Genomic DNA, 22,496 nt, shown 5'->3' with positions numbered 1-22,496 from the left:
CAGCAGCACGGACCTGGGTAATACGATGATCTCTAACGTCTTGCAGAACTGCAAGACGTTGAATTTCTTTATCAGACATAGTGATCAGCATTTATATTTTATATCCAGTCCATGGTGATAAAAACCATCATAAACCAGACATTTTTATTGGTGAGAATATAGACACTTTAAATGGGTTCTAACAAGGGCCTTTCGTATAATCGCCATTATGTTAAATGGCACTAAGCATATTAATTTTGTCTATATTTACGATTATCAAATATGTTCATAAATATTAATGTAAAGAATACCATGAGGGCATATTGCAAACTAAAAGCAATAGCAGAAATATAAGGATGTGCGAAACTGTTTAAGTAGGTAAGAGTATCGCCTTTGCGCCATTCTTTATATGGTGGGAGAGGCTCATCATTAATAATAAACCAAGTCAGGTTCATTAGGCCTAAAGTAAAACAGAAAAATACAATGCCAAGCCAGCCATTGATAGACTGCTGGTTCTTATTTAATGTTGCATAATGCTGACGTATTTGTCTTACATATTTGGCTGGTAGTGGGTGTCTTAAATAATTAATAACAATAAGCCCAATCACGAAAAAATTACATATTGCAAAATAGTCATTTAGAAACTTATGTTGGCTTGAAATCGAAGAGTCAATTGTGGTCGGAAATAAGCCCTGAAATGAGAAATCAAAACTGACTATGACTAATGCGATTACAGTGGGTACAAGATAAAAATAATAAAATGGTGCTGTAACATCTAAATAATATAAAAAAGCTGATTTTTTTTCATAGTTTTTGGTGATTTCGTTTAAGTTTTCCTAAAATTAACATAATACACGTTATACGAAATTCTCTATTTTATTTTATATAAATCATATTTTTATAATCAAATAAAAAGCCTAACTTAGCTGAATCGGGCTTTTTTAATAATTTACCAAGTTTCACGCCTGTTATTTGAGCAAAGTTCCACGATTTTGTTCAATTTTCATAAACATTATCCTATTTTTCATAATTCATTATTACATCTAATAGAACCGAAATTGGTACATAAAAAATAGGGGAGTTGGTAATCATAAAGAAAGAAAAATAACATTCTATATGTCGCAAATGACAAATAATGAATCGTCTAACAGAATTCAACCTTTAAAATTACAATCCTATTTTTTTGGCAGAGTTGCTTTAAAAAGCTTGAATACTTCTACTTAATTTAATTTTTATTGAAGTAGGTCACATAAATATTAAAAAATATTTTCTTTATAAATCAAATATATTTGAGCATATTTATAAAACGCTGCACAATCAAATTAAAATATTTGGCATAAATCTAAGATCAAGGTTTGTGCAGTTGTGCATTTCCGGGGGAAAAGATGTTCACGGCAGAATTGTTGGACGAAGCAAAAAAATTCATGCATCACATGCTGACTAAAGTGGTGGAATATGGCGGTTCAGATTTATTTATTACGGCTGATTTTCCACCGAGTATTAAACATCAAGGCTTAATGAAACCTTTTGGACAGCAGGAACTCACAGCTGAAAAAACCAAGCTGTTTGCCTACAGTCTGATGAATGATAAACAGCGTAAAGAATTTGAAACTGAACTTGAGTGCAATTTTGCCATCACCGTGCCAGGTGTTTCCCGTTTTCGGGTCAATGTGTTTGTACAACAACTTAATGTTGGCATGGTGATTCGTACCATTACTGCAGAAATTCCAAATTTCCAGAAGCTGAAATTACCGGAATCTCTGAAACATGTGATTATGGAAAAACGTGGACTGGTATTGGTAGTCGGAGGAACAGGTTCCGGTAAATCAACTTCACTCGCAGCCATGATTGACTATCGAAATGAAAATTCAGCCGGGCATATCATTACCGTAGAAGATCCGGTTGAATATGTGCACAAGCATAAAAAATCCATGATTACTCATCGTGAAGTCGGAGTGGACTGCCATTCCTGGCATAATGCGCTGAAAAATACCTTGCGTCAGGCACCAGATGTGATTCTGATCGGCGAAATTCGCGATACTGAAACTATGGAACATGCGATTGCTTTTGCGGAAACTGGCCATTTGTGTTTGGGAACTCTGCATTCCAATAATGCCAACCAGACTTTGGATCGGATTATCAACTTCTTCCCTGAAGAACGCCGGAATCAGTTGTTGATGGATTTGTCATCCAATATGAAGGCAATTATTTCACAGCGTCTGATTCGGACTCAAGATGGTAAAGGCCGTCGGGCAGCGATTGAAATCATGCTGAATACGCCTTTGATTTCCGACCTGATCCTGAAAGGCGAGTTTCATGAGCTGAAAGCCATTATGGCTAAATCCCGTGAACTGGGCATGCAGACTTTTGACCAAGCCTTATTTGATCTGTATAACCAAGGCGCCATTTCCTATGAAGAAGCTTTGCGTAATGCCGATTCTACCAATGAGTTACGCCTGCAGATCAAGCTGAAAAGTAACCGACAGGACAGTACTGCACCAGCTAGTGAAGCAACCCAATTCACCATGATGCAAGATCCAAAAGCGGATGAGAAAGAAGCAGAGAATACTTCGGTGTCAGAATAAACATTTACTCAAAAAATCACAGGCAGAATTTTCTGCCTGTTTTTTTTATTGATCTTATTTATTATTCAATCCATAAAACTAGACGGTTTTACGTTGCACCACCAGCTTAAAATAAATAATACTGCTTAAGGTTAAAATACCGCATAGTATAAAAGCAAATTGATAACTGTAAGCTGCAATGATGGCACCAATCAGCAGTGAACCGATGGCAATCCCCAGATCATAAAAAGTATAAAAAGTTGAGGTTGCATAGCCAATTCGATGCTTGGGCGCACGTTGAATCGCCAAGGTTTGAATACACGGTTGCACACTGCCAAAGCCCACGCCAACCATGACTGCAGCCAGCATGAATCCCCATAAGGTCTGAATCTGGCTAAGTAAAAATAAACCCAAACTAAAAGCCAGCAATGCCGGATAAATCACATACTGCGGACCTTTACGATCATAAATTTTTCCGGTGATCGGCCGTAGGCTCATCATGGAAATGGCGAAAACCACAAAGAATAAACCCGCATAGGCCATTAAATCCTTGCTGGCTGCAAATGGCGCGATAAAGGACATAATGCTGGCATAAGAAAATGAAATTAGCATAGCCAGTACCGCGACAGGCAGCACTTTCTTTTCCACAAAATCATTCAGCTCAAGCGATGTTTTGTTGTTGGTATTTTCGATGATTTTTTCAGGCTCTTTGACCGGAATCAAAAAACAGAAGGCAAATCCAATAAAAACCAAGGTGATCAACAGCATGCTGACCTGAAAATAAGACCAGTGTTCAATCAGGCTCAAGCCTATAAATGGACCTAAAACAATCCCCAGATTAACCGACATGACAAAATAGCCCATGCCTTCGCCTTTACGTTGCTCCGGAATAAACTGGTTCACCACAGGCACACAAACTGTAGTCAAGATACTGAACCAGATGCCGTGTAAGAAACGGATGATAAACAGAATCGTGAGCTGATCTGCCAACAGATAAGTAAGTGAAAATAAGCTAAAGAACACTTCAGAAATAATCAGGGTTTTACGCACCCCGAATTTTTCGATAATTAAACCGCTAAAAGGTCGCACTGCAATGGCAGACACCATAAACAAGGTCATGGCCAGACCTGCCTGAGTCAGGTTGCCGCCTAATTCTTTTAAGATGTATATTGGCAAAATTGTGGTTTGTGCAAAATAGAAAATAAATAAAAATAGGTTGTTGGCCAAACAAAGCACAAATGACTTGGTCCATAGTGGCGCTGCAATGGCGTTCATGATTTTCCTAAAATGATATGCTGTAAGACGCTGGGCTCAGCATGGGAAATTATTGTTATAAATAAGCGCGAGCTATCTAGGAGCGAAGGAGATATGAGCAAGACTTTAAGAAAAATAAGTGAAAAATACAATGATATTTCATGATAAATGCATGAAATTTAATTTGAACTAGGAAATGCAACGCTTGATCTTTAATAAAAAAATCAGCCCGGAGGCTGATTTTTTTAAAGTTAAAAGGGCTTAGAGGCCAGCTTCATATTCTGTATTGGAAAGCAGCTTTTCGACATCTGCCATATTGTCTGGCTTGATTTTATAGATCCAGCCTTTGCCGTATGGGTCATCATTAATAAAATCAGGATCATCTTCAAGATCAGGATTGATTTCAACCACTACACCAGACACCGGCGCATGAATATCAGAAGCTGTTTTTACTGATTCAACCACGCCAGCTTGTTCGCCTGCAGTGATATGTGAAGCAAGATCTGGTGCTTCGACATAAACCAAATCACCTAACGCATCCTGTGCATGGTCGGAAATACCGGTCACAACAAGATCACCCTCAATGCGCACCCATTCATGTGTACTTGCGTACTTTAATTCTGCAGGATGATTCATTGATAACTCCTTAAAAATCTTAAGATCATTTTTGACATGTTTTATACATTCTTTTTAAGAAAAACAAAAGGCTTATGCTCCCTTATAAATAAGGATCTTTGCGCCAGTTGCTCGGGCTGCGACCACTCCAGCGTTTAAACGCCCGGCTAAAATTGGCGACATCACTATAGCCCAGTTCATCGGCAATCTGTTCCAGAGTGAAATCTGTCCGGGACAATAACGAGGTGGCATGCCGGTAACGCACTTCATCGACCAGGGTAGAAAATGAGGTGCCTTCAGCGGCGAGTTGACGTTTTAAGGTGCGGTCAGACATGTGTAAGCGATCCGCCACACTTTCAATACTCAGATAATGCTGCTCGGCATGGGTCAAGATATCTCGGACGCGCATCGCAATCCGATGCCGTTCGCCCAAGGCAGAAAGTTCCGTTTCACACTGGTTAATCGCAATCTGGCTGGCAATCGGATCGGCGTGCACCAGCTTATTCATCAGGTAACTTTTATCAAAGCTCAGAATTAAATGCGGTTGTTCAAAACGGAACTGATGCGTTGGAAACTTCGCCATAAAGCGTTCAAAACCTTCCGGCTTCTTAAAATCGAAGTCGATTTCTCCCGTGGCATCGGTAACGCCTGTAATGGCTTTGGCCATACTGATCAGACCAATCATCAAGGCAATGGAAATTTCGGTGCGCAGCGGTTCAAGCTGAATATCGGTTTGCAGCTGTACCGTGGCTTTGGCACCAAAAGTCGAGAAAAACAGTTGCAGGAAGGGTAAACGAAGTTGAATAAATCGATTCGCCAGTACCAGCGCATCGGTAATATTATTCGCCGTCATAATCGCATAGCCAATAAAGCCATGAATCGAGATCCGCATCTGTGTGCCGAGATGATAACCCAAGGTCGGCTCTCCGGTCAGTTTCAGGGCATATTTGACCAGTTCGTTGGCGACAGGGGTTGGAATACGAAAATCAGGATCTGCCAACTGTTCACTGGTCAGGCTAAAAGGTTGGAAAAGCGATTCATTGTTATAACCCCAGCGGGAAATGACATCGAGAAGCAGGAGACCGTAAACACCTGGAATTCCTTGGTCTTGGCGTGGAGCAATTGTTTTCATGCGCGATCCGTTGCACTCATTCAAATTTTTTTATTTATAAATAGATATTGGCATGAAGCCGCCAAATTTTTCATTAAAATTGTTGGACAAAATTTTGGCGATTGTGACTCTGCCACTGGCAGATTAGCCTGAATTCAGCATTAAAATCAATTTAAACCACATAATTTTATTGATGAAATTAAAATTATTTTATTGAACCGGACACATCTCTGCATTGGCTAACTAAGGACAAGGAAATTGCTTAAGCATTGAATAGGACTTCTTCAGAGAGCTTTCAGAACTAGAGAGTTATGTCATTTCATTAAAATACCAGATAGATGGCAACTTGCTGTTCATCTGTAGAGAAAATTTTAAAAAGAGAGGTCTGGCAAAGTTTTCCTTTTTCCAGACCTGTTCAATATTAAGGACGAGCAAATGATCAGAAGTTTTGAAATCTTCTACAGATCATATTATTCATGATCTTTTGATGCTTTGACCTGTTGCTGAATCAGCATGCCGCCAGTTTGACGCTGCCAAAGCTGGGCATAGATACCATTCAATGCCACCAGTTCATCATGCGTGCCTTGCTCGGCGATTCGACCCTGATCCAGTACAATCAGACGATCCATCTGGGCAATGGTCGACAAGCGATGCGCAATGGCAATCACGGTTTTACCTTGCATTAAGTCGTCCAGACTGTTCTGAATGGCGGCTTCGACTTCAGAATCCAGCGCACTGGTCGCTTCATCCAGAATCAGAATCGGCGCATCTTTCAGGAATACACGTGCAATTGCAATTCGCTGACGCTGTCCGCCGGAAAGTTTCACGCCACGTTCACCGACATAGGCTTCATAGCCTTTTTTGCCACGCAAATCCGTCAGATTGGGAATAAACTCTTCCGCTTTGGCTTTACGTACGGCTTCAAACATTTCTTCATCAGTCGCATCTGGACGACCATATTTAATGTTTTCCGCGACAGTGCGATGTAGCAGTGAAGTATCTTGAGTCACTAATGCAATGTTCTTGCGCAAACTGTCCTGAGTGACCTCATCAATATCCTGACCATCGATTAAGATACGACCCTGATTGATATGATAAAAATGCAGCAACAGTTGAATCAAGGTAGATTTCCCGGCACCTGAACGGCCGACAATACCAATTTTTTCACCTGGGCGAATGGTCAGATTAAACTGATCAATCACGTTTTTATCATTATAGGCAAAGCTGACATTTTCGAATTTAATTTCACCGTGATTGAGCTGTAGCTCTTTGGCACCCGGTTTATCTTCAATGGCAATTTTGCGGCCTAAAGTTTTCATACCATCCTGAATGGTACCGACATTTTCAAACAGGGCAGAGGTCTGCCACATCATAAATTCGGCAATACTGTTCAGTTTCAGTACCATTGCTGTAGTTGCAGCAATAATGCCCAGCTCGGCCTGACCTTCCATCCACAACCAGATCGCAGTACCCAGTACGCCGCCATATAACACTACACTCAGCAGTAAAATACTGATTTCGTATTGGGCACCCAGACGCATCTGTTTATATACCGTTACCATAAATTCCTGCATAGAGGTCTTGGCATACTGACTTTCACGGCCGGCATGAGCAAACAGCTTCACGGTCTGAATATTGGTATAGGCATCCGTAATACGCCCGGTCATGACGGCACGGGCATCCGCTTGAGCATTGGAAATTTTGCTCAAACGTGGAATGAAATAACACGCTGCACAGATAAACAAGGCTAGCCAGACCATCAATGGAATGATCAGCAAGGGTGAAATCGCACCCAAAACAATATTGATGGTGATGAAATAAATCAGCACATAAGCCAGCATGTCACCCAGAATGACCCAGAATTCGCGCACTGCCAGAGCGGTTTGCATGACTTTGGCAGATAATCGTCCGGCAAAATCATTGTGGAAAAAATCCAGGCTTTGTTTCATCAGTAGATTATGAAAGCGCCAGCGTAAACGCATCGGGAAATTACTGTACAAAATTTGATGCTTGATCAGGGATTGTGCACTGGCGAAAAAAATATTGGCCAGCAGAACAATACTCAGCAAGGTTAAATTACTGGTATGTTGCTCCAGAAAAGTATCTGGTTGGCTTTTACTCAGCCAGTTCACCAGCTCACCAATTTTTGAATACAGTAAGGCTTCTAAGCTGGCAGCCCCGGCGGTACAAAGCACCAGAATCAGCAAATAACGGCGGACTCCATAGGCTGCCTGCCAGACAAATGGAAAAAACTTGGTCGGTAAAGGTTGGTTCAGATTTTTGGTGGGATAGGGGTCAACCAGTCTTTCAAGCCATCGAAACATTATCATACTCTTATCATGCATTTTGCTTTTCGGGAATTATAAAGGATTCTGTTTTTTTAAGCCCGTAATTGGGTGAAATTGCCATAAAATGATTCAATCAATTAAAACTTAGATTATAAAAATTAAACTAAAGCCAGATTTATGCCAGTGAGGTTTTAAACATCTCATCAAATAAAAAAGCCTGAAATGCAGCAACACCTCAGGCTTGGTATTGGATGACTTGTGTTTAAGTAATAATAGAAGACGGTTGAGTAAATGCCTCTTTTAAATCAAGACCTGAAGGCGCTTGATAGACCTTTAATCCAAATTCCGGAATAATCGCCAGCAGATGATCCATGATATCCGACTGGATATTTTCATACTCCACCCAGGCGGTGGTATTAGTAAAGGCATAAATCTCTAATGGTAAACCCTCACTGGTTGGCTGCAATTGGCGCACCATCAGGGAATGATTTTTACTAATGCCCGAATGCTGTTGTAGATAAAACTCTACATAGGCACGGAAAGTTCCCAGATTGGTGAGACGGCGCTGGTTATATTGCGAATGATGGCTCAGTTGCAGATTAAATTGTTCCAGTTCCTCTGACTTGGTATTTAAGTATTGATCCAACAGAATAAAATTTTTCAGCTTGTTCTGTTCTTCAGCCGACATAAAATGCACGCTGCTTTGATCAATATGAATCGAGCGCTTGATCCGGCGTGCACCGGCTTCCTGCATGCCACGCCAGTTTTTAAAGGTGTCCGTCACCAGTTTATTGGTCGGAATCGTGGTCACTGTTTTATCAAAGTTCTGTACCGTAATGGTATGTAATGACATATCAATGACATCGCCGTCCGCATTCAGCGAGGGCATTTCGATCCAGTCGCCAATCCGCACCATGTCATAAGATGAAATCTGCACTGACGCCACCAGTGACAAAATGGTATTTTGAAAGACCAGCATCAACACCGCGGCCATGGCACCGAAGCCAGCCAGCAAGGTAAAGACATCTTTTTTCAGGAAAGTGCCGAGAATCATCAGGCCACAGACAATAAAGATAATCAGTTTGACCAGCTGCAAATAACCTTTAATCGGTTTGTTACGTGACTTGGGATTACGCTGATAGACCAGGTTAAAAATATTCAGTAATTCACCAAGAGCCAGGGCAATCGTCAGGAAGATAAAAGCCTGTGCCCCCATTTGCACAAAGGACTCAACCTTGTCAGATAAATGCGGTACCGTGGTAATCCCGTTCATGATCACCACTGCCGGAACAATATTGGCAATCCGGCGAATCACGCTATGCTCAGCAAAAATCTGATTATTGGCAAAAGGCATTCTGGAAATCAGTTGACGTATTCCGCGTACCACAATCTGTTTGGCAAATAGATTGGCAAGAATCGCCAGTAAAATCACAATACTCAGTGAAGATAGCATTTCCAGCCATGGGTACTGATTTGCCCATTCTTGAATATTCCGAATAAAATTAAACTGTTCCAAACGATCTTTCTCTTCAATCAGAAATTTAGATCAAGTTTATAGGTTTGGATCAGATTTTTTAATATTGGATAACTTTTTAAAACATATCTATTGGTCAGAATCATTCAATAAAAGTGCATAAAAATGAAAAAACCGGCGAATTCGCCGGTTTCTGATCTTCAATATTTCAGTAATGATAGCGCGATGCTTACCACATCAAATCATCAGGAATTACATAAGCTGCATACGGATCTTCTTCATCAGTGGTTTCTTCATTTTTCTCTGAATTATTCACAATAATAAAGCCCTGCATTTTCGCATTGATACGATCTGCCAGAGCTTTAGGCAAGAAAGCATAGCTGTCATTTTCACGGGCAATCACTAGACTGCCTGCCACCAGCGCATTATAGATTTGCTGATTTAAATAGACTTTCTTGATTTTACTGTCATCAATAAACTGATACACCGCATCGCCATCAGTATCACGGATTTTGTGCTGATTGATCATTTGCATAATTGCAGCTTTCAGCTCTTTTTCCTGCAACTGGGCTTTTTTCTCTTGCTCAATGGCCTGGTCTTTGGCCATTTTTTGCTGTTTGTCTTGTTCAATCTTGGCCTTGATTTGAGCCTCAGTGCTGTCACCGGTGCGTTTTTCATGCACAGCCTGTTTAGACAGTTTTTTGGCTTTTTTATTATCGACCAATCCTGCCTTTAACAATTGTGCCTGCAATGCATTTTTAACCATGAGAATGTCCAGATATTAGTCGTGTTGATGTCGATAACGTAAATAAATCACCCAATAGATGAGACTGAGAACCAGACTCAGTACTGCCGGGATCAGGAATGCATTTAATTTTAAATAAGGATATAGCCAGCTGGCAAGAATGCCACCGCTTAAAAAACCGAGCAAAATAAGCAGATGCAAAACCACGCGTCGTGATTCTACCTCCAAACCGCGCAAACGGTAGCCCATCGCCAAGCCGAGGTCGGTCAGTACGCCAGATAAATGCGTGGTGCGAATAATGGCGCCTTTATAGTGGCTAACCATGGCATTTTGCACACCCATGGCAACACAGGCCCATAACAAGGCGTAGCGCGGGAAATAGGGCAATAATAACCAGCAGATCAAAATAAAAATAGCCACCAGGCTTAAAGGGTAACCATAAAGCTGCCCCAGGCGAAAGTGACTATTTCCAAGAATCAGTCCGCTATAGGATGAACCAATGACATAGCAGAGTGTGACCAAAAAGAGATACAACATCTGTTCTGGTTGCCAGTTCAGTAGGGCCATAGCCAGCATGCTGACATTGCCGGTCATATGTGAAACAGACTGGTGCAGTACCGTCACCAGACCCAAGACGTTAATCATGCCGGCATTGACCGCAAGAAAAAACGCCCCTAATTGTATCCAGGTAGGTAAACGCTGTAATGGCATAACAACATCATTGGCTAAACATATTGATTAATCAATATAAAATCAATTTGATGCGCGGTCTACTGCTGCAGTAAATAAAACATCAGTCGATGAGTTTAGCGCGGTTTCAGTAGAGTCCTGCAATACGCTGATGACCATACCAATCGCAACGACTTGCATGGCGATATCCGAAGAGATCCCGAACAGGCCGCATGCAACTGGAATCAGTAACAATGAACCGCCTGCAACACCAGAAGCACCACATGCCGAGACGGTTGCCACCACAGAAAGAATCAGCATGGTACTAAAGTCCACGCTAATGCCCAAGGTATTGACTGCTGCCAAGGCGAGAACCGTAATAGTCACTGATGCACCACCCATATTGATGGTCGCTCCCAGAGGGATGGCAATGCTTGAAGTCGATTCTTTAACACCCAGACGTTTCGCCAAGTCCAGATTGACCGGAATGTTGGCTGCTGAACTACGGGTAAAGAAGGCGGTAATGCCACTTTCACGTAAGCAGGTGAACACCAGTGGATAAGGATTTTTGCGAGTAACGGCAGCAACAAGCAACGGATTGATGACCAGTGCAACAAACACCATTGTGCCTAACAATACAGTCAACAAATGTACATAGCTCGTCAGCGTGTCCAGACCAGATTCAGCAAAAGTGACTGCCACCAGACCAAAAATACCCACAGGCGCGAAATTGATCACCAGACGGATCACATAATTAACCGCAAAGGCCGCATCATTTAAAAGCGTTTTGGTACTATCAGATGCATGACGGAAGGCAATACCCAAGGCCACTGCCCAAGCCAGAATACCAATAAAGTTTGCTTCAGCAATCGCAACGACCGGATTGGTAACAAAACTGAGCAGTAAATTCTTCAGGATTTCTACCAGACTGCCAGGTGGCTGTAAGTCAGCTTGTGCAGCGATATCCAGAAACAGCGTACTTGGAAATAAGATACTCGCAACCACGGCGCTCAGTGCAGCAAGGAACATACCCACTGCATACATGATCATAATCGGTTTGATGGGGGTGTTGGATTGACCCACCTTAAAATTCGCGATAGAAGCTAAAACTAAAATGAAAACCAGAATCGGTGCAACAGACTTCAAGGCTTTAATAAACAGGTCGCCCAATAGGCTTAATGAGGGAGTAGCTTCGGGAAATACCACAGCCACACCCACACCTAAAATAATGGCGATGATGATTCGAGAGACTAAGCTCATGCGCATAAGGGCAGAAAACATAATGTTGCCTTGTGAAAATTACGAGGGCTAAATTTGGGAAAAAGTTGCGTTATTTTATACTTAATTTAAACAAGGCTTAAAATATATTTTCATATAAAAACCAAGATATTGATATTATTGATGTATTCTAAAATTAACGGGTTTAAAACATTGCTTATATTGAAGAAAAACTTCCTAAAAGGATTAATAAATCATCACTTTTAAAATTATATTCATGAAATAAATATCAAAGTTAAAGAGATAAATTCAAATTATATTTGAAAATTTAGAAAAGGCTCACTTATGGCCGGTTGGAATCTCCGGCCATAATTTAAGTATCTGCTGTTCTAAATCGTATAATCTTTATACTGCTCAAAGATCTCTGGTGCTAGGTCCTGAATCGCCTGAAAATGCGTCAAATAAATCCGACCGCTCAGATGCGTCATCAATTTAGAAGCTTGCAGTTTGTCCATAACCGGGCCTTTGACTTCGGCAAAATGCAGACGAATATCCAGTTTGGCCAGTTCTGCATTTAAATCTTCCAGCATTTCCAGGGCACTCAGATCAATCGCACTGATGCTGGAACAGTTGATAATCACATGTTGTAGCTTGTCATTCAGGCTGATCTCATTGATCAGATAACCTTTGAAGCTATTGGCATTCAGAAACGTCAGATTCTCATCAATCCGCAGTGACAGCACCCGATCGGAGGTACTGACCTGATGCCGCTGAATGTTGCGAAAATGCTGGGTTCCTTCCACTAGACCGACAACCGCAATATGCGGACGGCTGATTCGCCATAGCATCAGCACAAAGGTCGAGACGATCCCAATAATCAAACCGGTGGAAATATCAATCAGAACAACGCCGAGAAAAGTAATCCACATGGCAAGACCATCTGCCTTGGAATAACGCCAGGCATCAAAAAATGGCTGGAAATTAACCAGCTTCCAGATGGAAACAATAATCGTCGCGGCCAGAATGGTCAGCGGCAGATCTTCAAAAAATCCGGTAAAGAACAGGCTCACGAAAATAATCAGAATCGAGGATAAAACACCGGCCATAGGTGATTTGGCACCGGCATCGGCATTCACCACCGTCCGCGACAGGCTGCCCGTTACCGGAAAAGCTGAACTCACGCCTGCACTGATATTGGCCAGACCGAGCGCGATCAGTTCCTGATTACTGTTTAAATGACTGCGTTGCTGTAAGGCTGTCGCTTGAGCAATCGACAAGGATTCCACAAAGCTGATCATGGCGATCATGCTGGCACCTGGTAACAAGGTCATCACCAGTTCCCAGTTCCAGTGTGGAAAGGACAAGGGCGGAAAACCGGAAGGAATTGCACCGACGGTTTTAATGCCCTGAAGCTTTAAATCCAGAAAGACAATCGCCGCAATCCCGAGGCATACCAGAATCAGGGGCACCGCACGGACTAAAAAATCTGTAGAGCCGATCCGGCTTTGTACAGCCTGAGATTTTAATAACTTGGGCAGATAGATCAGCAGACCCATAGAAAGCAGGCCGAAAATCAGGCTCGGCACGTGCAGCAACGGGAAATATTGCAGCAAACTGCTGACAAACTCCGGAAGATTATTGGCTTTTAAAGGAAGATCGACCAAAAACTTTAACTGCCCAAACGCAATCAATAAGGCAGAGGCAATAATAAAGCTTTGAATCACGGGATGACTGATCAACTGGATCAGAAAACCAAAACGGAATAATCCCAAAAGCAGGGAAATAATCCCGACCATCAGTGCCAATAAGGTCGCAGCTTCGATATAGACCGGTGAGCCGACTTCAAAAAGTGGATTGAGCGTAGCAAAAGTCATCATGGAAATGATGGCTACCGGGCCAATCGATAAAGTCGAACTCCCACCGAGCAGGGCATAAATGATCATCGGCAGGATGCTGGCATATAAACCCATGATCGGCGGCAATCCTGCCAGCATGGCATAGGCCATCCCTTGAGGCACCAGCATTGCCACCACAATCAGGGCAGCCAGCACATCAGACTTAAATTTGACCGGCGTGTAGTGGCTTAACCATGCCCAGGCAGGCAGTCTATGCAGAAGTTTAGACTTGGAATTTTGCATAAAGAGGTCTAAATCACAAATATAGATATATTATGCACAAATTCTGCTAAGAAGTCTTAGCTGATCTAGATTCTTGATGAATCATGTTTAAAATGAAACATCTGGGTCAGTCACGTATCATTTCAAAAACCCTATTTTAAAGTTCTATGATCGTGATTGAATGGTGTAGAACGATATCAATAAGAGTTTAAAGAAAACTCCTCTTGATGACTGAAAAAAGAAAGATTCTTTATTTAGCTGAATTGCCGCAATACAATTGATAAAGGGTATTTAAGACCACAATCAAATTTTGATCTTTAATTGAATAATAAATCTGTTTGCCGTCGCGCCGGGTATCTACCACATCGCTTTTGCGCAACATCATGAGCTGCTGGGAAAGTGTCGGCTGTTTAATCTCAGTTATTTCCTCAATTTCTGAAACATTCAGTTCCGCTTGAGACAGATGACATAAAATAAGAAGACGGTCGGTATTGGCCAGAGATTTTAAAATGCCAACGACCTGTTCTGCTGAATCGCGCATAGTCGTGATTTCAAAATCGGTTTTCATTCAATATGTCCATTATAAAGTTACAGCCCGCTAATTATACGGGTCTTAGCCCGTAATACCTTGCTAAAAACAGTTAAGTTTTATGGTTTTTAATGAATTGAATTATCAATTAAAATTATATTTTAAATATTGATAGATAAGATAAATTTATTGCATAGTGCAGAAAGTATTTTAGTTCACATTCGTGCAATGAAGTGCAAGTTTCATCAAACATCTACAAAGCAAAAAAATGCTTGTATGATGTTTAAGCGACTTGAACCAATAACATCAGGGATATCATCATGAGTACAGATTCAGCTTTTCCAACACCGAATAATTTAGGTATAGCGGTTTATAGTAATAATGCAGACGCGATTGGAAATACACCGCTTGTTCGTATTAATCGTGTGATTTCCGCTCCGGCCACGGTACTTGCGAAAATTGAAAGCCGTAATCCGGCATTCTCAGTCAAGTGTCGTATTGGTGCCGCGTTGATTAATGATGCTGAAAAATCTGGCAAGCTCAGATCCGGTATGCATATTGTCGAGCCAACCAGCGGCAATACCGGTATTGCATTGGCTTTTGTTGCGGCAGCCAAAGGTTATGACATTACTTTGACCATGCCTTCAAGCATGAGTATTGAACGCCGTAAGGTGGTGAAAGCATTGGGTGCCAATCTGATATTGACTGATCCGGCCAAAGGCATGAAGGGCGCGATTGAAGAAGCACAACGTCTAGTCAATGAAAATCCTGAACTGTACTACCTGCCACAACAGTTTGAAAATCCGGCCAACCCTAAAATTCATGAAGAAACCACGGGTCCAGAAATCTGGGAGGCGACTGCGGGCAATGTCGATATTCTGGTCGCAGGTGTCGGAACGGGTGGAACCATTACTGGTATTTCACGCTACTTTGAAAAGGTAAAAAATAAGCCTTTATATTCAGTGGCGGTGGAACCCGCTGAGTCTGCGATTATTGGTCAGGCCAAACGTGGTGAAGACATTACACCTGGACCACACAAAATTCAGGGGATTGGTGCCAACTTCATTCCAGGCAATCTGGACCTAGAACTCGTTGATGAAGTGATTGCCATTAATAGCGCAGATGCAGTCGAGTGGGCACGTAAAACGGCAGCTCAGGAAGGTATCCTGGTCGGTATTTCAAGTGGCGCGGCTATGGCAGCCGCGGCACAATTGGCGGCTCGCCCTGAAAATGCCGGTAAAAATATTGTGGTGATTTTGCCAGACGGTGGTGAACGTTACCTGTCTTCGATCTTGTTTGAAGATATTTCTGCCGAATAACATTGATGCATTTTATATTTTAAATACTGCCATACAAGCCCGAAGTCATCTTCGGGCTTTTTTATTGGGTAATTTTAAATCGCAGCAGGACGCTGCATTATTTTTAAAATAGTCAGATGAAGGACTTGACCTTACCATGATGGGAATGTTTAAGCTATAAGCTCAACAGTGAGTTGAGGCATGGAGATGGGTATGGCAGAACAAGATAGCAACCGCTTATATGAGCAGCAGGTGCAGATTGGCGGTATGACCTGTGCCTCCTGTGTCGCTCGCGTGGAAAAAGCCTTGAAAAAAATTGAAGGCGTGGTCGAGGCGTCTGTCAATCTATCGACTGAAAAAGCTTTTATTAAAAGCCAGCAGCCGATTGCTGCCGCTGCGCTGGTTCAAGCAATTGAAAAATCCGGTTTCGATGTACCGACGCAACAGTTTGATTTGAACATTGAAGGCATGACCTGTGCATCCTGTGTGGCTCGCGTAGAAAAAGCCCTAAAAAAAGTGGAGGGCGTGCTGGATGCACAAGTGAATCTGGCCACTGAAAAGGCGCATGTGAGTGCGATCAATTCTGTGCCATTGTCCAAGCTGACTCAAGCCGTGCAAAAAGCCGGTTTTGATATTCAGAGCGATCGCATTGAACTGGCTATTGAAGGCATGACTTGCGCTTCATGTGTGGCACGTGTGGAAAAAGCTTTATTAAAAGTAGAAGGTGTCAGCGAAGCACAGGTCAATCTGGCCACCGAAACTGCCTGGGTGAAGGCCTCGCATGCCCAGATTCCGGCCTTGATTGCTGAGGTGGAGAAAGCCGGTTATCAGGCCACCATAAAATCTGGTAGGGATATGTCGACAGATAGCCATGATGCTTTTCAGGAAAAGAAAGCCAATGAAACGGCACAACTGAAACGAGATTTATGGCTTGCAGTCATTCTGACAGCACCTGTATTTATTCTGGAAATGGGCTCGCATCTGATTCCGGCATTTCATCATTTTATTGCCCATACGCTGGGAACCCAGAACAGCTGGTATCTGCAGTTTGTACTGACCACTTTGGTGCTGATTATTCCGGGACGGCGTTTTTATCAGCATGGGATTCCGGCACTATTGCGTCTGGCACCGGATATGAACTCGCTGGTGGCCGTTGGAACCATTGCCGCATATGGCTTTTCCTGTATTGCGACCTTTTTTCCGGAGCTGTTACCGCAGTCCACTGTGCATGTGTATTTTGAAGCGGCCGCCGTTATTGTCGCGCTGATTTTACTGGGGCGTTATCTGGAAGCCAAAGCCAAAGGTAAAACCTCGGAAGCGATTCAGTATCTGGTGGGCTTGCAACCGAAAACGGCACGGGTAGAACAGAATGATCACTGGGTTGATCTGGCAATTTCCGATGTGCAACAAGGAATGTTGATTGAAATCCGTCCGGGTGAAAAAGTCGCTGTCGATGGTGAAGTCGTTACCGGACAAAGTTATATTGATGAAGCGATGATTAGCGGTGAGCCTTTACCCGTGGCCAAACAGGCCGGTGATCAGGTGGTCGGCGGTACGGTAAACCAGAACGGAACCTTGCAAATCAAGGCGACTAAGGTCGGCCAAGATTCGGTACTGGCGCAGATTATTCAGATGGTGGAACAGGCACAAGGCTCAAAACTGCCGATTCAGGCTGTGGTCGATAAAGTGACTTTATGGTTTGTGCCGGCTGTTATGGCACTGGCGGCCTTGACCTTTATGGTCTGGTTCCTGTTTGGGCCTGAGCCGAATCTGACCTACGCCTTGGTAAATGCAGTCGCCGTACTGATTATTGCTTGTCCATGTGCGATGGGACTGGCAACTCCTACCTCAATTATGGTCGGCACTGGCCGTGCAGCAGAACTGGGCGTGCTATTCCGTAAGGGTGAAGCTTTACAGTTGCTGCAACAAACCAAAGTCGTCGCGCTGGATAAAACCGGAACCTTAACTGAGGGAAAACCACTGCTGACCGACTTTGAAGTCACTGCAGATTTTAATCAGCAGACCGTATTACAGCTCGTCGCTTCAGTGGAGGCCAAGTCAGAACATCCGATTGCCCACGCCATTGTTCAGGCTGCTCGTGAGCAAGAACTGGAACTGAGTAAAGTGACCGATTTTGATTCGATCACTGGTGCAGGGGTAAAAGCACAGGTTGCTGGTCAGCAGCTGCATATCGGTGCAGAACGTCTGATGCAGGACTTGGGCTTAAATGTCGATCTGTTTAGAGCCACTGCACAAAAGCTCGGTGATCAGGGTCGTAGTCCTTTATATGTAGCGATTAATCAGAAACTGGCTGCGATTATTGCAGTAGCCGATCCGATTAAACCAACTACTTATAGCGCGATTCAGGCCTTGCATGACCAAGGTCTTAAAGTGGCGATGATTACTGGTGATCATCAGCATACCGCGCAGGCGATCGCCAAACAGTTGAAAATCGATCAGGTGATTGCGGAAGTTTTGCCGCATGAAAAAGTCGATGCAGTACGACAACTCCAGCAGCAATACGGCGTGCTCACTTTTGTTGGGGATGGAATCAATGATGCACCGGCATTGGCCCAGGCCGATGTCGGTATGGCGATTGGAACCGGTACCGATGTCGCGATTGAAGCAGCCGATGTGGTGTTGATGTCAGGCAATTTACAGCATGTGGCTACAGGCATTGGTTTAAGTCAGGCGACCATGCGCAATATTAAACAGAACCTGTTTTGGGCCTTTGTCTACAATATTGCCTTAATTCCGATTGCCGCGGGTGTGCTTTATCCATTTTGGGGTATATTGTTATCGCCAATGTTTGCCGCAGGCGCGATGGCATTGTCCTCCGTGTTTGTCGTCAGCAATGCCTTGAGATTAAAAGCCTATCAACCGGCACAGTTTAAGGAGTCAGTATGATGAATATTGGTCAGGCAGCAAAACGTTCTGGCATCTCTGCGAAAATGATTCGTTATTATGAAGATATTGGTTTGTTGCCGGCTCCGAAACGCAGTGATACAGGTTATCGGGTTTATAGTGACGCGGATATTAAAACCTTAAGCTTTATCCAGCATGCACGTGAACTTGGATTTTCTTCAGAGCAGATGAAAGAATTACTCGGTCTGTGGTTGAACAGCTCACGCCAGAGTAGTGAGGTCAAACAGCTGGCACAAAAACATATCCAGTTTTTACAACAGAAAATTGCCGATATGCAGCATATGCTATTAATTTTACAGCAATCGGTTGAGCAGTGTGCCGGCAATGAACAGTCCGATTGCCAGATTTTAAAACAGATTGAACAGGGTGTCGTTCCTGAACAGCACTGACCAGATCTGCAATTCAACTCAGATTAAATATAGTCTGCCGAATCAGATAAACTTTAAATTGATCCTATGGAGCTAAACATGAAATTCCGTATTGAAAACATGACCTGTGGTGGCTGCGCGCGCAGTGTCACGGCTACGATTAAAGATCTGGATGAGAATGCCACTGTGAATATTGATGTGGCCACTAAGCTGCTTGAAGTTGAATCGACAGCCAGTGAGTCTGAGATTGTTGCAGCTTTAACTGAAGATGGTTTCCCGCCTGTGGCAGCCTGATCATTGTCGTGTTAGATCGCGCTTAATGATCGTATGAAATTATACAGCCAAATAAAAAATGCCTGATCGAATCAGGCATTTTTTATTATAGTGATTATACCGATGAGATTTTATCTGGCGTCATGAGTGCCTGATTAATATACAGCTTAATCAGACGTTCACGTGACCCAATCGCTTTTTGGTAATTGGTCGAATTTAATAACAGCGAAGCGCCATAGGTGACTGTCCAGATATAAGACAAATAATCGCGAATCGACATAGCACTTTCTAAAGCCACCAGATAATCATGGGTGATGTCTTTAATCCGGATAATTCGTTCTTCACGAATACGATAAAGCTCCTGAAATAACTCTTTCATATTTTTTTCGTTATTGGTTAAACGCTCTTCAATGACATGCAACAGGATGGTTCGGTTTGAATTGAGCATGTGATAGAGCATATATTGTGAAACATAATTTTTAATATCGTTATTATGCTTTTTTGATATTTCTAGAATTCTTTTTTCATTCAGAATAATCAGTTCTAAATATAACTGGTTCTTGCTTTTAAAATGTTTGTAGATGGTTCCTTTTGCGATGTCCAGTTCACTGGCCAGCTCACTCAGGGTAATGTCCTGATTATTATCCAGTAGCAGGCTTTCCGCCATGCTGAGGATCTTCTCTTTACGAAGAAGGAAGTTCTGCTGTCTTACAGTCGTCATCTTCTTGGTCCATACTTTTCGAAAAAGAACCTTTCAAGGATATGCAATTTTGCACGCGATGGCTATAAAACTAAGGTCGTGATATTTATCTCATTTTGTATATTTATGCAGCAACTGCTGACAAATAAAAATAGCGATGCTAAGCAGACAGAAATATTGTCAAGAAAACTGAACCCTAGAGATCAACTTTGCTAAATAAAATTCCATTTTCAGTATAATTATTTTATTGTTTCAGCGCACGAAGCTAAATCCTTCGACTGTTTTAAGCTCATATTTATCAGGGTTTAGTACGGAAAGTAGATCAATATTAAGCTGGCATATTCAGTCACTCATACTGAACATGAAGACGTGATTTTTAAGGCAACTTTATGAATCTAGATATAGATTTAATACTGCAAGAATTGGATATCACGATTTTAAAATCGCCTGTTTGGATTCTAATGAAAATTAGAAAATATTTGGCAACAGGATTGAGTATCACCCTTTAAGGAATTTAAAAATGCCGATTTATAATGCGCCGCTAAAAGACATGGAATTTATTTTAAATGATGTATTCCAAGCTGAACAATTTTGGCAAGGTAATGAAAATCTTGCACATTTAGATATGGCGACGGCAAATGCAATTCTGGAAGAGATGGCCAAATTTTCTAAAAATGTCATTCTTGACCTGAATCGTCCTGCTGATGAAGAAGGTGGTGCTCAGTTTAAAAACGGTGAAGTGACGACACCAAAAGGTTTTAAAGAAGCTTTCAGACAGTTTGCCGAAGGTGGCTGGGTGGGCTTGGGTGCTCCTGAAGAATGGGGTGGGCAAAACATGCCGAAAATGCTCACGGTTCTGGCGGATGAAATGATCTGGAGCACCAATCCATCTTTCATGCTTTATCCGTTATTAACGGTGGGTGCAGGTATGGCGATCAGTGACCGCGCCTCACAGGAACAGAAAGAAACTTATTTACCAAAATTCTATACGGGTGAATGGTCGGGCACTATGTGTCTGACTGAACCACATTCCGGCACAGATCTTGGCATTATCAAGACCAAAGCTGAACCGAATGAAGATGGTTCGTACAATATTACCGGTACCAAAATTTTTATTACCAGCGGTGAGCATGATCTGAGTGAAAATATCATTCATCTGGTGCTGGCAAAAACTCCGAATGCACCAGCAGGTTCACGTGGTATTTCATTATTTATTGTGCCGAAATTCCTGATCAATGCCGATGGTTCACTGGGTGAGCGTAATACAGTAGCTGCCGGTTCGATCGAACATAAAATGGGAATTAAAGGCTCGGCGACCTGTGTCATGAACTTTGACGGCGCCAAGGGCTATATGGTTGGTAATGAAAATGAAGGTCTGGCCGGCATGTTCGTGATGATGAACTACGAACGTTTATCTATGGGGATTCAGGGCATCGGTGCAGCAGAATTTTCCTACCAGAATGCAGCACAATATGCGACGGATCGTTTACAGGGCCGTGCATCAACTGGTGCAAAATCTCCAGAAAAATCAGCCGATTCGATTCTGGTACATGGCGATGTACGCCGTATGCTGCTCAATGTACGAGCCAACAATGAAGCTTCGCGTGCGTTTGCAGTGTATGTGGGTCAACAACTGGATATTACCAAATACTCAACCAACCCTGAAGCCGTGCGTAAAGCGACTGACCGTGTGGCCTTGTTGACGCCAATCGCCAAAGCTTACTTAACCGACAAGGCACTGGATTCTGCACTGGAAGCACAAATGTGCTTCGGTGGTCATGGCTATATCCGTGAATGGGGCATGGAACAGTGTATTCGTGACCTGCGTATTTCACAGATTTATGAAGGCACCAATGGCGTGCAGGCGATTGACCTGATTGGGCGTAAAACCACCAAATGTAATGGTTCTTATATCGCGGAATATATTGCTGAAATCCGTGAATTTGCACAAAGTCTAGATGATTCATTGACGATTAAAACGGTGACATTAGAGACCTGTCAGCAACTCGAAGACATCACCAGATTCATCGTCGAGCAGTCTAGACTGAATCCTGATTTCGCTAACGCGATTGCTGTCGATTATTTACATGCGGTAGGGTTGCTCAGCTTTGTCTATATGTATGCGCGGATTAGCAAAGCCGCTGCAGCCAAAGACGACAGCTACTTCCAGAACAAACTGGTACTGGCCAATTACTATGTGGCCAAAGTACTTCCGGATTTGAGTGCACGAATTCAACGTATTCAGGCCGGTGCGGAACTGGTCATGCAGTTGCCTGAAGACTATTTTACCGCACAGGCTTAAACCGCAATGATTGCGAAGGACCAACACTGTAGAGCTTCGGCTGTGCAGTGTGGATAACAATGATGAA

General features: G+C 42.8%; 18 protein-coding genes. 6 read left to right on the top strand and 12 right to left on the bottom strand.

Going from position 1 to position 22,496, the window contains the following annotated elements; all coding sequences use genetic code 11:
- Positions 1 to 230 precede the first annotated feature (230 nt).
- Entirely contained in the window at positions 231 to 587 is a 357-nt protein-coding gene (locus tag MWG72_RS08510) for a hypothetical protein (protein ID WP_005251954.1), read from the bottom strand.
- A gap of 777 nt (positions 588 to 1,364) precedes the next feature.
- On the opposite strand from MWG72_RS08510, the gene MWG72_RS08505 reads away from it, so the two are divergent.
- Entirely contained in the window at positions 1,365 to 2,564 is a 1,200-nt protein-coding gene (locus MWG72_RS08505) for a PilT/PilU family type 4a pilus ATPase (RefSeq protein ID WP_247143765.1), read from the top strand.
- A 78-nt stretch (positions 2,565 to 2,642) separates the two neighbouring features.
- Here MWG72_RS08505 and MWG72_RS08500 read toward each other — a convergent pair whose 3' ends face one another.
- The 10 genes from MWG72_RS08500 to MWG72_RS08455 form a co-directional block, all read right to left on the bottom strand.
- Entirely contained in the window at positions 2,643 to 3,818 is a 1,176-nt protein-coding gene (locus tag MWG72_RS08500) for an MFS transporter (RefSeq protein WP_247143763.1), read from the bottom strand.
- Positions 3,819 to 4,058: 240 nt separating this feature from the next.
- Positions 4,059 to 4,433: a glycine cleavage system protein GcvH gene (gene gcvH, locus MWG72_RS08495; RefSeq protein ID WP_004731147.1), complete on the bottom strand. Its 375-nt coding sequence runs from the start codon at positions 4,431 to 4,433 to the stop codon at positions 4,059 to 4,061.
- Between the two features lie 82 nt (positions 4,434 to 4,515).
- Positions 4,516 to 5,544, bottom strand: coding sequence for an AraC family transcriptional regulator (locus MWG72_RS08490; RefSeq protein WP_004280421.1), 1,029 nt, complete (start codon positions 5,542 to 5,544; stop codon positions 4,516 to 4,518).
- A gap of 449 nt (positions 5,545 to 5,993) precedes the next feature.
- Positions 5,994 to 7,847 carry an ABC transporter ATP-binding protein gene (locus tag MWG72_RS08485; RefSeq protein WP_247143762.1) on the bottom strand — a complete coding sequence of 618 codons (1,854 nt, stop codon included), beginning with the start codon at positions 7,845 to 7,847 and terminating at the stop codon, positions 5,994 to 5,996.
- Positions 7,848 to 8,073: 226 nt separating this feature from the next.
- Entirely contained in the window at positions 8,074 to 9,327 is a 1,254-nt protein-coding gene (locus tag MWG72_RS08480) for a mechanosensitive ion channel family protein (RefSeq protein ID WP_034619144.1), read from the bottom strand.
- A 187-nt stretch (positions 9,328 to 9,514) separates the two neighbouring features.
- A complete protein-coding gene (locus tag MWG72_RS08475; protein WP_216986065.1) occupies positions 9,515 to 10,051 on the bottom strand; it encodes a DUF2058 domain-containing protein in 537 nt (178 codons plus the stop codon).
- Between the two features lie 15 nt (positions 10,052 to 10,066).
- Positions 10,067 to 10,741, bottom strand: coding sequence for a YoaK family protein (locus MWG72_RS08470; protein ID WP_247143761.1), 675 nt, complete (start codon positions 10,739 to 10,741; stop codon positions 10,067 to 10,069).
- A 42-nt stretch (positions 10,742 to 10,783) separates the two neighbouring features.
- The gene (gene sstT / locus MWG72_RS08465; RefSeq protein WP_247143760.1) at positions 10,784 to 11,980 is read right to left on the bottom strand and encodes a serine/threonine transporter SstT; all 1,197 of its coding nucleotides are present in this window, start codon (positions 11,978 to 11,980) and stop codon (positions 10,784 to 10,786) included.
- Between the two features lie 326 nt (positions 11,981 to 12,306).
- Positions 12,307 to 14,055 (bottom strand): SulP family inorganic anion transporter, encoded by a 1,749-nt coding sequence (locus MWG72_RS08460; protein ID WP_247143758.1) that lies wholly within the window; start codon positions 14,053 to 14,055, stop codon positions 12,307 to 12,309.
- Between the two features lie 229 nt (positions 14,056 to 14,284).
- Entirely contained in the window at positions 14,285 to 14,602 is a 318-nt protein-coding gene (locus MWG72_RS08455; protein WP_005266304.1) for an ArsR/SmtB family transcription factor, read from the bottom strand.
- A 281-nt stretch (positions 14,603 to 14,883) separates the two neighbouring features.
- Between MWG72_RS08455 and cysK the strand changes: the two genes are divergently transcribed.
- From cysK to MWG72_RS08435, 4 genes are all read left to right on the top strand, one after another.
- Complete coding sequence (gene cysK, locus MWG72_RS08450) at positions 14,884 to 15,882, top strand: cysteine synthase A (RefSeq protein ID WP_247143757.1); 999 nt, start codon at positions 14,884 to 14,886, stop codon at positions 15,880 to 15,882.
- A gap of 186 nt (positions 15,883 to 16,068) precedes the next feature.
- On the top strand, positions 16,069 to 18,768 hold the full coding sequence (locus MWG72_RS08445) for a heavy metal translocating P-type ATPase (RefSeq protein ID WP_247143766.1): 2,700 nt from the start codon (positions 16,069 to 16,071) through the stop codon (positions 18,766 to 18,768).
- On the top strand, positions 18,765 to 19,175 hold the full coding sequence (cueR, locus tag MWG72_RS08440) for a Cu(I)-responsive transcriptional regulator (RefSeq protein ID WP_180086967.1): 411 nt from the start codon (positions 18,765 to 18,767) through the stop codon (positions 19,173 to 19,175). The genes MWG72_RS08445 and cueR overlap by 4 nt, the downstream gene beginning before the upstream one ends.
- 78 nt (positions 19,176 to 19,253) lie before the next feature.
- Positions 19,254 to 19,448, top strand: coding sequence for a heavy-metal-associated domain-containing protein (locus MWG72_RS08435; RefSeq protein WP_180086968.1), 195 nt, complete (start codon positions 19,254 to 19,256; stop codon positions 19,446 to 19,448).
- A 94-nt stretch (positions 19,449 to 19,542) separates the two neighbouring features.
- Here MWG72_RS08435 and MWG72_RS08430 read toward each other — a convergent pair whose 3' ends face one another.
- Positions 19,543 to 20,148: a TetR/AcrR family transcriptional regulator gene (locus MWG72_RS08430; protein WP_180086969.1), complete on the bottom strand. Its 606-nt coding sequence runs from the start codon at positions 20,146 to 20,148 to the stop codon at positions 19,543 to 19,545.
- 499 nt (positions 20,149 to 20,647) lie between these two features.
- Here MWG72_RS08430 and MWG72_RS08425 point away from each other — a divergent pair, with 499 nt between their 5' ends.
- Positions 20,648 to 22,429, top strand: a complete 1,782-nt coding sequence (locus MWG72_RS08425) for an acyl-CoA dehydrogenase C-terminal domain-containing protein (RefSeq protein WP_247143756.1) — start codon at positions 20,648 to 20,650, stop codon at positions 22,427 to 22,429.
- Positions 22,430 to 22,496: the final 67 nt, after the last annotated feature.

Source organism: Acinetobacter lwoffii, assembly GCF_022967985.1.
In the GTDB taxonomy this organism is placed as follows: domain Bacteria; phylum Pseudomonadota; class Gammaproteobacteria; order Pseudomonadales; family Moraxellaceae; genus Acinetobacter.
The sequence above is the reverse complement of the archived record's forward strand: the minus strand, read 5'-3'. Positions and strand labels throughout refer to the sequence as shown.

What these genes read in the sequence shown, in the direction of transcription:
- MWG72_RS08505 (WP_247143765.1), top strand. Translation starts at nt 1,365, where the DNA reads ATGTTCACGGCAGAATTGTTGGACGAAGCAAAAAAATTCATGCATCAC.
- MWG72_RS08500 (WP_247143763.1), bottom strand. Translation starts at nt 3,818, where the DNA reads ATGAACGCCATTGCAGCGCCACTATGGACCAAGTCATTTGTGCTTTGT.
- gcvH (WP_004731147.1), bottom strand. Translation starts at nt 4,433, where the DNA reads ATGAATCATCCTGCAGAATTAAAGTACGCAAGTACACATGAATGGGTG.
- MWG72_RS08490 (WP_004280421.1), bottom strand. Translation starts at nt 5,544, where the DNA reads ATGAAAACAATTGCTCCACGCCAAGACCAAGGAATTCCAGGTGTTTAC.
- MWG72_RS08485 (WP_247143762.1), bottom strand. Translation starts at nt 7,847, where the DNA reads ATGTTTCGATGGCTTGAAAGACTGGTTGACCCCTATCCCACCAAAAAT.
- MWG72_RS08475 (WP_216986065.1), bottom strand. Translation starts at nt 10,051, where the DNA reads ATGGTTAAAAATGCATTGCAGGCACAATTGTTAAAGGCAGGATTGGTC.
- MWG72_RS08470 (WP_247143761.1), bottom strand. Translation starts at nt 10,741, where the DNA reads ATGCCATTACAGCGTTTACCTACCTGGATACAATTAGGGGCGTTTTTT.
- sstT (WP_247143760.1), bottom strand. Translation starts at nt 11,980, where the DNA reads ATGTTTTCTGCCCTTATGCGCATGAGCTTAGTCTCTCGAATCATCATC.
- MWG72_RS08460 (WP_247143758.1), bottom strand. Translation starts at nt 14,055, where the DNA reads ATGCAAAATTCCAAGTCTAAACTTCTGCATAGACTGCCTGCCTGGGCA.
- MWG72_RS08455 (WP_005266304.1), bottom strand. Translation starts at nt 14,602, where the DNA reads ATGAAAACCGATTTTGAAATCACGACTATGCGCGATTCAGCAGAACAG.
- cysK (WP_247143757.1), top strand. Translation starts at nt 14,884, where the DNA reads ATGAGTACAGATTCAGCTTTTCCAACACCGAATAATTTAGGTATAGCG.
- MWG72_RS08445 (WP_247143766.1), top strand. Translation starts at nt 16,069, where the DNA reads ATGGGTATGGCAGAACAAGATAGCAACCGCTTATATGAGCAGCAGGTG.
- cueR (WP_180086967.1), top strand. Translation starts at nt 18,765, where the DNA reads ATGATGAATATTGGTCAGGCAGCAAAACGTTCTGGCATCTCTGCGAAA.
- MWG72_RS08435 (WP_180086968.1), top strand. Translation starts at nt 19,254, where the DNA reads ATGAAATTCCGTATTGAAAACATGACCTGTGGTGGCTGCGCGCGCAGT.
- MWG72_RS08430 (WP_180086969.1), bottom strand. Translation starts at nt 20,148, where the DNA reads ATGACGACTGTAAGACAGCAGAACTTCCTTCTTCGTAAAGAGAAGATC.
- MWG72_RS08425 (WP_247143756.1), top strand. Translation starts at nt 20,648, where the DNA reads ATGCCGATTTATAATGCGCCGCTAAAAGACATGGAATTTATTTTAAAT.